Source organism: Streptomyces arenae (assembly GCF_022343545.1).
Taxonomy (GTDB): domain Bacteria; phylum Actinomycetota; class Actinomycetes; order Streptomycetales; family Streptomycetaceae; genus Streptomyces; species Streptomyces humi.
Genome location: NZ_JAKQYH010000067.1, coordinates 41,396 through 51,901, shown reverse-complemented (window position 1 = coordinate 51,901; position 10,506 = coordinate 41,396). Strand labels below are relative to the sequence as shown.

General features: G+C 67.7%; 3 protein-coding genes and 3 pseudogenes. 2 read left to right on the top strand and 4 right to left on the bottom strand.

The genetic code is table 11. The features are described from left to right. Positions 1–291 precede the first annotated feature (291 nt). Positions 292–648: pseudogene (locus MB828_RS30975) on the top strand (lamin tail domain-containing protein); the annotation flags it as partial. A gap of 637 nt (positions 649–1,285) precedes the next feature. Here the strand turns inward: MB828_RS30975 and MB828_RS30970 are convergent. Together MB828_RS30970 and MB828_RS30965 are read right to left on the bottom strand one after the other, a co-directional pair. Then, positions 1,286–1,504: a hypothetical protein gene (locus MB828_RS30970; protein ID WP_343236215.1), complete on the bottom strand. Its 219-nt coding sequence runs from the start codon at positions 1,502–1,504 to the stop codon at positions 1,286–1,288. Positions 1,505–1,563: 59 nt separating this feature from the next. Then, positions 1,564–2,250, bottom strand: coding sequence for a GmrSD restriction endonuclease domain-containing protein (locus MB828_RS30965; protein WP_301651061.1), 687 nt, complete (start codon positions 2,248–2,250; stop codon positions 1,564–1,566). Between the two features lie 188 nt (positions 2,251–2,438). Here MB828_RS30965 and MB828_RS46995 point away from each other — a divergent pair. After that, positions 2,439–3,135, top strand: a pseudogene (locus MB828_RS46995) (HNH endonuclease family protein). A 313-nt stretch (positions 3,136–3,448) separates the two neighbouring features. Here MB828_RS46995 and MB828_RS30955 read toward each other — a convergent pair. Next, positions 3,449–3,967 (bottom strand): annotated as a pseudogene (locus MB828_RS30955) (lamin tail domain-containing protein); the annotation flags it as partial. A 556-nt stretch (positions 3,968–4,523) separates the two neighbouring features. After that, positions 4,524–9,347, bottom strand: coding sequence for a LamG-like jellyroll fold domain-containing protein (locus MB828_RS30950; protein ID WP_301651060.1), 4,824 nt, complete (start codon positions 9,345–9,347; stop codon positions 4,524–4,526). Positions 9,348–10,506: the final 1,159 nt, after the last annotated feature.

The following is a 10,506-nucleotide window of genomic DNA, read 5'->3' as shown; positions in this document are numbered from 1 at the left end:
CGGACGGCTCAGGCCTATTGAGAGGTCACCGTGGGGTGGGCTCGTCCCACCAACACCAACGAATGATCAAGGCGCGGTGTTGACGCGGCGCTGGACGGCACCGATCTATCTCAAGCGTTCGAGCCTTGCTGTGGCGGTGGCCGGCGAGTGCCAAGACGTGCTCCGTCTGTCCGAAGGCCTCGTGGGCCAAGCCGACCGTATGCATCCACCCGGCGTCCCGTTTGGCCACCGCCACTCGAACGTCCCTGCCGGACTCCTCGTCCTGCTGGACCGCTCTTAACTACGGATTAGGAGTGGGTGGACGTCACCAACACCTCGCGGCGGCCGGTGAACCTGGACGGCTGGACACTCTCGGACGATGCCGGCCACACCTACACCTTCGACCGGTTCCGCTTGGAGGGCCGTTCCACGGTCCGCGTCCACACCGGCATCGGCCGCGACCGCGCCACCGACGTCTACCAGGACCGCCGCAACTACGTGTGGAACAACGACGCCGACACGGCGACCCTGCGCAACGACCACGGCCGCGTCATCGACGAAGTCTCCTGGGGCTACCACCACGGTGGCGGCCACCGGATCGGCGACGGCGACCACCGCGGTGGCGGTGATCCCTGGAACGGTGGTGAGCACCGCGAGGGTGGTGAGCACCGGTTCGGCGAGGAGCACCGCGGTGGTGAACACCGGGGTGGTGACGATCACCAGTTTGGTGATGAGCACCGCCGTGGTGAGGGCCGCGGTCATGACGAGCACCGCGATGGCGGTGAGCACCGCCGCTGACCGAGTGGGTGCCGGCGGCCGGAAACCCCGGTCCGGTCACCGGCACTTCGGTTGACCGCCGGTGCACTTGTTCAGGGCGTACCGCTGGCCCCCACCGCATACCGTCTGTCTGTCCGGCCTGTCACCCACTTCCGCCGTGGTGACGAGCCGGACAGGCGTTGTGCTCGGTGGGGAGCATCGTTCGAAGTACGCGACATTCGGAAGCTGGATCTTCCAGGTCGGTGGTTGCCCTGATGGCACGATGGCCTACCGGAGATCCTGTGCCTCAGGTCATCGTCGCAAGGGTCGGCAGGCGAGTGCGTCGAGAAGACGACGCGCTAGGCCAGGTTCACGGCCGGGCGAGGCGGGGGCGGGCTCGGCGGCGAGGGCTTTGACGAGGCGCCCCAGGCGCGAGTCGGGTCGGAGCATAAGGAGTCCTAGGTTTCAGGAGGGCCGACGTCCTGACACGGTGGCACCTGGGGGTGCCCGGGCGCCGCAACGCTGTGCCGGGCGCGGGTGTGGGTGGCGGTCACGTGGCCTCGGTGGCATGGCCTTGGCGGATGCGGTCGAGTAGGCGTTGGTGGTAAGCGGCCAGGTTGCCGTCCGGGACGGGGACGGGACTGCCGGTCAGGGTGTACCACTCGTCGGCGCCGGTGTACTGGACGGTGACGTGGGCGGTGTGTGCGTCGTCCCCGAGGGTGCTGTACACGGTCAGCTGGCCGGTGATGACGCCGACTTCGTCGGTCATGACTCCGCCGGGCCCTGCTGTGACATCGTCCTGGCAGGAAGCGGTGTCCGGGCGGTCTGTCATGCGGGGCAGGTGTTGAGCATCTCGTCGAGCTTGTTCTTCTCCGCCTCGGTGATGTTGAGGTGGTAGGCGTACTTCACGTGGGTCCAGGCACGGGAGTAGGTACACCAGTAGGAGTGCAGTGGTGGCGTCCACTGGTCGGGAGACTGGTCGCCCTTGGACCGGTTGGAGGCTGCGGAGACGGCGACCAGCTGGGGTTCGATGAGGTCGTTGGCGAACTTCCGGCGCAGCGCGGTGTCCCATTCGTCGGCGCCTGAGCGCCAGGCGTTGGCCAGGGGCACCATGTGGTCGATGTCGAGCTGGCCGGAGGCGGTGAAGACCTTGTCGTCGTAGGGGCTGGTCCAGGTGCCGGAGATGGCACGGCACTGGTCATCCTGGACCACGTCCTGGCCGTCGCGTTGCAGGACGACCTCGCGGGTGTCGCAGGTGCCGTACTGGACGACCCAGTGCGGGAACTTCGCCCGCGAGTAGCCGGTCATCGGGTGCGGGTCGGCGACGTTCAGCTCGGCGAGTTCCTTGCGGACGATTTCGGCCGGCGGAGGTTCGGGCAGGTCCCGGTGTGCCGGTGCGGCCTGGACTGTGTGGTGGGCGGGTTGTGAGGTGGCGGAGGCGGGAGCGACTGTGAGGGGAGCGAGCAGGACGGTCGCGACTGCAGATGTCAGGGCGGCTTTGTGGAGGGGGTGCATGCGTTCATCTCTCTTGACCGGCAGCAGTACTGGCGGTCAAGAGAGATAGCGGTCGGCACGCTCTGAGAGGGGCGCACCGGGCTGGCATCACCCGGACGGCGGGCAGAATTCACTGCAGAAACGAAGCACCACCTCTACGGGGAGGCGGCCGCCAACCTGTTCGTGATCTTCGAAACGGGGACCCGGCCGTGCGCCTCGCTCGAACCCGACGCACCCTGATCGCCGCGCTGTTCGCGCCGCTCGCCCTGCTCACCCCCACCATCGCCCACGCGACCACCGCAGAGCGTCTGCCCGTACGCCACACGCCGGGCGAGACCATCACCCTCCCGGTCCGCGACGCGTTGGCCGCACTGACCGCGGCGGACGAGGACCGCACCGGCTACTCCCGGGACAAGTTCAAGCACTGGACCGACGCGGACAAGGACGGCTGCAACACCCGCGCCGGGTCCTCCTCGAGGAAGCCGTCACCGCGCCCGAGGTCGAACCGAAGGGCGCGCTGACCGGGGGCAGCTGGAACTCGCCCTACGGCGACCGGTACCTCGACAGCGCGAGCCAGCTGGACGTCGACCACCTGGTCCCGCTCGCCGAGGCCTGGGACTCCGGCGCCTCCACGTGGACGGCGAAGGAACGCGAGGCCTACGCCAACGACCTGGACGACTCACGGGCGCTGATCGCCGTCTCCGCGGCCTCCAACCGGTCCAAGGCCGACAAGGACCCACCGAGTGGCTGCCGCCGTACACCCCGTACTGGTGCGAGTACGTCACCAACTGGGTTGCCGACAAGACCCGCTACCAGCTGAGGGTCGACCCCGCCGAGCACAACGCCCTCGCCGAGTGCCTCGCCGCATGCCCCGACAAGCCCATCACCGTCACCCTCACCCGCTGAACAGCCGTCCGGCCCGTCACCACGGCGGAAGTGGGTGACGGGCCGGACAGAAGGAGACGGTATACGGCGGCGGCTGGCGGCACGCCCCGAACAAGTGCACTGCCGGTCAGCAGAGTGCCGGTGACCGGACCGGGGACCCCGGCCACCGGGCACCCACGTGCGGTCAGCGGCGGTGGTCACCGCCGCCGCGGTGCTCACCACCGAACCGGCGGTCGTCACCCTCAAGGTGCTCACCACGGCGATCGTCTCCACCAATCCGGTGGTCGCCACCACCACGGTGCTCACCGTCGAACCGGTGGTCGCCACGACCGCGGTGCTCACCACCGATCCAGCGATCGCCACCGCGGTGGTCGCCGTCTCCGAACCGGTGGCCGCCACCGCGGTGGTAGCCCCAGGAGACTTCGTCGATGACGCGGTCGTGGTCGTTGCGCAGGGTCGCCGTGTCGGCGTCGTTGTTCCACACGTAGTTGTGGCGGTCCTGGTACACGTCCGTGGAGCGGTCGCGGCCGATGCCGGTGTGGACGCGGACCGTGGAGCGGCTGTCCAGGCGGAAGCGGTCGAAAGTATAGGTGTGGCCGGCCTCGTCGGAGAGTGTCCAGCCGTCGAGGTTCACCGCCCGCCGCGAGGTGTTGGTGACGTCCACCCATTCCTTGTTGAGGGACCAGTTGGTGCGGTCGTCGCGGCCCGGAGAGTCGTACTGCACGTCACTGATCACCACCGCACGGTCGTCCGGGCGGGTGGCGGGCTGGCCGGCGGCCGCGGCGGGCAGCGCGAGCCCACCCACACAGGCAGCAGCCACGGCAGCGGCAGCGGTCACACGGCGGGCAGTCACAGAAATAGACACGAAGTCCCCCTTCACGGGGCCGGACACCCCAGGCAAGCGGCACGAAGCCGCAGGCCAGGCCTGGGTGTGTGGTGCGGGTCGGCGGCCGGTCGGCCGCACACCCACACCCTGCCCGCCCACCGACACGAGGTGAGGGAAACGCGAAGCATGTGACGAATCACAGATATTTCTGTGACTCTCACATGGAAACAGCATGTATGCGATGAACATGACGAATTGATGGGCTGTCACCAGCCGGTGCCGCCGACTCGGCGGGCCCGCCGCCTCGAGCGGATGCCACCGGCCGCCTTCAGCCGGTCCGGACATGCGTAACAGCCGTCGTAGCCCGAAAGGGCGCCCTCTGCCAAAGGCCTGGGAAGAGGGAGCCTTTGTGCACAGCGGGTGCTCACGCTCCGGGTCGGCCAGGCAGCAGTTGCCGGACCGTGCGACGATCGCCACGCGGCGGCCCAGGCCGGGGCAGACCCTTTGGACATGGCACGCAGCAGCAGGGGGGCCGGCCGCGCGAACGCGGCCGGCCCCCCTGTTTCGGTGTCTGCTGGTTTGGTCAGGTGTAGTAGCCGCTGGAGTCGACGATGAAGTCGGCGGTGCCGGTGCTGCTGTTGTAGATGCTGATCTGTCCGTTGGTGTCGGTGGGGGTGAGGGTGAGGTTGGCGAGGGTGTCGCCGGTGCCCCAGTTGAGGTTGCTGGTGGCGGGTGAGGGTTTGCCGGTGCTGGTGGGGTAGACGATGGCGTTGCCGCCGGCGGTGGGTCCGTTGACGGTGACCATGGCGGCGAGGGTGGGGGTGGTGGCGGTGGTGACTTGCTGTGTGATGGCGGAGGTGAGGTTGTAGGCGGTGTTGGCGGCTACGGGGGTGCTGGTGCCGCCGATGCCGCTGCGGGTGTCGACGAGGCGGGTGGGGTTGATGGTGTGGAATTTCTGGCCGGTGGTGCCGGTGGTGTAGTAGCCGGAGATGTCGGCGAGGACGGCGGTGGCGTTGGTGTGGACGGAGACGGTGATGGTTCCGGAGGTGCCGATCGGGACGTCCCCGGAGAGGGAGGCGATGGCGTTGCCGGTGTTGAAGCTGAGGCTGGTGGCGGCGGTGGGGGCGTAGCCGGTGGCGTATGCCTGGAGGTAGCCGCTGCCGGTGGCGTTGGCGGCGGCGAGGTTGACGGCGACGGCGGTGGCGTTGCTGGGGATGCCGTTCAGACCGGTGATCTGCAGGGTGAAGTTGGTGCCGGCGGCCACGGTGCCGGTACTGGTCAGGCTGGTGTGCGCGACGCTGGAGCGGGTGTCCAGGGCGCGGACCGCGCTGCCCAGGGGTGTGTAGGTCTGGTTGCCGGTGAGGGTGGGGTCGCTGGTGAAGTAGCCGGTGACGTCGATGATGAGAGCGGCGGTGCCGGTGCTGCTGTCGATGTGGGTGTAGAGGTCGATCTTGCCGTCGTTGCCGACGGGGACGATCTGGTAGCCGGTCGCGGTGGTGGAGGCGGCGAAGTTGGTGGATGAGGTCTTGGGCCGCTGGGTGCCGTCGGCGTAGGTGGTGACGTAGCCGCTGTCGGTCTGCGCGGTGGCGGTGACGTCCACGGCGACTGCAGTGACGGTGCTGGGGATGGTGGCGGGTGCGCCGCTGACGGGGGTGGTGACGGTGTCGCCCGCGATCTTGAGGTGGGTGACGGAGTCGGTGGTGATGGTGCTGGCGCCGGCGGTGATGCCGCTGGTGTAGGTCAGGCCGCTGGCGCTGCGGGTGTCGAGGATGCGGGTGGGGGTGACGGCCTGGTGGTAGCCGGCCGGGGTGTAGGGCTGAGCCGGGGGTACGACGGCGCTCGTCCAGGTCTGGGCACGGGCGAGTTCCCCGCTGAAGTAGTCGGCGCGGGCGCTGGTGTGCCAGTCGTCGCCGAGCTGGAAGTTGCCGCCGGCGCCGGTGGTGGGTGCGGTGTGGTTGCCGGTGGCGACGAAGACGTCGTCGACGTAGAGGTTCATGACGGCGGTGGTCTTGTTGTAGGTGGCGGTGAGGTGGGCCCAGGTGCCGAGGTGGACGGTGCCGCCGGTGACGGTATCGAAGGACCAGGCGCTGCCGGCGCCGGTGTTGAGGCTGAACTGCCAGCCGTCGGTGGAGGGCAGGAGCAGGATGCCGGAGTCGGCACTGCCGCTCTGGGACAGAACCGCGCCGCCATAGGCAGTTGGGTTGGCCCAGATGGAGACGGTGAACGATTTGGTCAGGTCCAGGGCTTTGCTGCCCTGGAGGTAGTCGCTTTTGGTGGCGTGGAGTTGGACGTCGGGGTCGAAGAGACCGCCTTCGGAGGCGGTGACGCCGCTGGTGCCGGTGAGGGTGATGGCGTTGGTGCCCCCGTCCTGAGCGGTGGAGGGGTGAGCTGTGTCGGTGTTGTAGTCGTTGAGGGGCCAGTCGTGGGTGTCGGTGCTCAGGGCTTGGCCGGCGGGCGTGTTCCAGGTGGCGGTGGTGCCCGAGAGGGTCATCTCGTGGGCGGTTGCGGTGCCGGTGCTGCTGACGGTCCACAGGTCGGGGGTGCCGTCGTTGTTGATGTCCGCGGCCTGCAGGGCGGGCTGGCTACCTGCGTCCCAGCCTGTTGTGGCGGCCTCGACGGAGGTGAGGGTGGTGTCGATGACGAGGTTGTTGATCGCGTCGTCGGCGAGTTTCGTCAGGTTGGCGGGGCTGAGATACCACAGCTGTCCGGCGGAGGGGTCGCTGCTGTTGGTGCTGGTGTCACGGGCGAATACTGCGGGAAGTCCGTTCAGCACGGTGCCGGTTATGGTCCAACCGCTCCAGTCGGTGGTGCAGGTGGTGGCGGTGTCGGTGTTCTGGGCGAGGCAGTAGGGGTTGTATTCGGTGAGCTCGGTGGCGGCGTTGGCGCCGTTGTAGCCACCGTGCTGGTCGCTGTCGGGTGACAGGTAGAGCTTGCCTCCGATGACCATGAGCAGGTCGGAGAAGCCGGTCATGGCCGTGGGATCGAATGTGCCATCAACGTTGGTGTCGCTGCCGGCGTAGTTGTAGAGGCCGCCGCCGTTGGCGATGGATGTCGCGAATGCGATGGTTGTGGTGGTGGTGGTGTCGCTGTCGGATGTGGTGTCGGAGCGGCCGAAGGTGGCGGTGGTGTCGCTTGCCGCTGGGATGCCGCCGTTGGGATCGAGGGGACTTCCGTCGCCTGTGCCGCGCAGGATTTCGGCGCTGGCTGATGCTTTGGCTGTGTCGTAGGTGTAGTCCAGGACATCGGTGAAGCCGGTGGCGGTGGCGAAGTGGCCGGTGATGACCTGGGTGGTGCTGGTGAAGGGAGTGGCGGTCTGGGTGCTGGGGACGCCGGTGCCGTCGATGCCGATGTTCCGGGCAGTGGTGTCGACCTTGCCGATTCCGGTACCTGTGGCCTGCCAGAGCCCTGCCGGGAGGGAGTTCTTGCCCCCGACGGTCAGCAGGTCGGCGTTGCCGTCTCCGTTGAGGTCGTCGGCGGTGGCGGTGGCGGGAGCCTCGGCGATGAACCGGTAGTCGTAGGTGTCGCCGATGTTCCCGCTCGTGCCGACGGCCGTGACGGTCAGTACGTCGGTCTGGGTGGTCGGCTTCAGGGAGATGGTGGCGGTGTAGGGGCTGGTGGTGGAGGCGGTGACGCTGACCGGGTTGCCGCCGTTGAGCTGGTAGCGGTAACTACCGGGCGCGGTGCTGGTGCCGGTGTCCGTGATCGTGAAGCTCGCGGCCGTGCCCACCGTGCACTGGCTGTCGCCCGAGGGGCTGTCAGTGAGTTCGGAGCACTGGTTCGTGGAGGACGGGTCTAGGGTGACGGTGGGGGCGCCGGGGGCGGTGGGGTCGTAGTAGAAGTGGCAGGTCTTGGACGGGTCGCTGGTCAGGTCATGGTCGGTGACGGTGAGCGACCAGGCGAACTCGGTCTTCGCGGTCAGTGATTGGAAGGGCGCGGTCTTGTCCGTATGGGAGTAGAGGGTGCTTGCGGTGGTGCCGCTTGTGGAGTTGATCGCCCGGGTGTAGGTAGTGCCGCTCGTCATGTTCTTCAGGGTGAAGTTCGCGGTGAGCGGGCTGGTGGTGCCGTCCGGGTCGGAGACCCCGGCGCGCAGAGTTACATCACCAAGGCCGAGCGAGGTGGGGGTGGTGGCGGTGCAGCTGGTGCTTGGGCTGGTGGTCAGGGTGGTGGGGGTGTTGGGGGTGTGGTCGTAGGTGGTGGTGATGGTGGCCTGCTTGCTGAACTGCTTCCAGGCCAGGTCGTTGGATTCGTCGGCGGCGCGCAGCCCGAAGGTGGCCTGCGTCCACCTGCCCTTGGCGGCCGACTTCATCAGCGAGGTGATGTCGAAGGTGACGTCCTCGGGTCCGCAGGTGGTGGACCAGCCGTGGGCGACGGTCTGTGAGTCGAGCTTGCTGAACCAGAACTTCTTGTCGGGGTCACCGGAGCTGTGTGTGCTGTTCCAGGTGGTGCTGGAGGAGATGGAGCCGGTGTGCCACAGGTCGACTTCCTCCTTCGTGCAGGAGGCCGACCAGTTCTCGTAGAAGGCGATCTGGGACGAGAGCACGTCCTGCGCGCCCCAGATGCTGCTGTGGATGCTCGTCTGGAACAAGGCGCGGTTGGTCGAGACGTCGGAGGTCCAGTCGGTGTAGCCGACGTGCAGCGGACCGGGAGTCGATGCGCCGGGTTTGTAGAACGAGGTGTCGGGCCACTCACTGTCGACGAACGCCCACGCCTGGACGGTGTCGGTCTGAGCGGAAGGGGTGAACGTGGGGTCGATGGAAGGGGTGAACGTGGGGTCGATGTAGACGGGGTAGACGGTGTTCTTGCCCCTTAGCAGGGTGCGCTGGGGTGACAGGCTGATGTGTCCGCGGTGGTAGGCGGCCTTCAGGCTCGCCGTGCGGGCCGCGCTGCCCGGCGATGCGGTGCTGGAGGCAAGGGGTGTGCCGCTGCGCTTGTCGACGGCCTGTCCGGAGTGCGGGTCGGTCGTTTTCGGGGTGTTCGCGGCTGGGTGGCTGGAGTCCCACATGGTAGGGGCTGTGGCCGAGAACACGGTCTGCCCGTGGTGGTCCTTGGCGGTGATGTCACCGGCCGCATCACTGGCCAGGACCACGCCTGTGGCCTTGGTGGACAGGTTCAGGTCGGTGAGTGCAGGGTTCGCGGCGGCGGTGGCGTTCTTGACGACCAGGACCTCGCTGAACCCGCCGGTGTCCTGCGCGGTGACCGCGAGGTCCACGCCGGGCAGGGCATCGTGGTACGTCGCTGTAGGGCCTGACAGAGTGGGCGCGCGCAGGGTGAACGCTGCGGGGAGCGAGACGGCCAGGGAGCCGATGCCAGCCCGCATGGTGGCCAGCGGGCCGGCAGCGCTCCCACCGGACAGGGTCAGTGAACTGGTGGACACCTTGGGGGAGATGGTGCCGTCCACCTGATGCACGAGCGTCGGATCCAGGCTTTTCCAACTGCCGTGTACTCGTTTGCGGACCGGAGCGAGCGTCTGTCTGAGCGTCAGCGTGCCGTTCGGATTCGCGGTAAGCGTCGAGGATGCCGTCGTCTCAGCCGTCGCCTGAACCGGCCTGCCGGTGGCCCGGGCCTTCGCCAGGGCCTGCGCCTGGCTCAGCCCGACGGAAGCATGCGCCGATGAGCGGGCTGTCGCGTCGGCGTGAGCCGACGTGGCCGCCTGCGCGAGGCCGGGCAGACCCAAGGCGCCGGAGACAGCAAGAGCGGTAGCGCCGACGATTGCACGGCGTGCCCGCGAACGAGGCAGAGATGTCCGCGAAGTCTTTTGCATTTTCTTTCCCCCACGTATTCATACTGATGGGAAATTCCAGGAGCCTTACCCTCGACCGGTGTTGAACGAACCCTGCGCGAAGGTCATCGGGTCGCAAAGTTCTCTTGGCAATTGCATGGTGGTTCTGCCGGGCCGTGCACTCATCCTTCCGGTGGGTGCACGGTTCGCGATGTTGGCTGGTCGGGGCTGCGCCACCGTATGGGGACTGCTTGGTTCGACGCGGGTCTGTGTGACCCAGATCACGACTTTTATGTGCCGTAGATGTCTGTTTCTGGTGAAGTTTATGGAGGTTCTTGGGCTCGTTTTTTCCCAACTCATTATTCTTCTGCATTGAACCTTCATGTAGTTCTTTCCCTCGGGCGAATGATCACCAGCGCGGCTATAGGCCGAGGTGGTCGTTCGGTATTTCGGCATGTCGTCATGACGAGGGGGAGGCCGTGTCCGGTAGACGTGCGCGCAGGAACAATGGAGCGGCGAGGGCGCGGTACCGGCGCACCGCTGGAAGGCTCTTGGCAGGGTGGGCCGCGGTCCTGGCCTGGTCCCTGTGCCTGAGTCTGCTCTTCGGATCGGCAGCGACCGCGCAGCCCCTGACCGCCGGGGCCGCCCCCTCTGCCGCGAAGCCGAAGCCGGATCTCGGCCGTTCGGTCACGGGCATGAAGCCTGTTCCGCACAAGCACGTGCGTCTCTCCAGCGCGACCCGGCACACCGTCGTGCCGACCCTGACCACGTGGCCAGCGGCCAAGGCCGGGACGTTGAAACTGACTGCGCCCAAGCACTCAGCGTCCACGGGCTCCAAGACAACAGC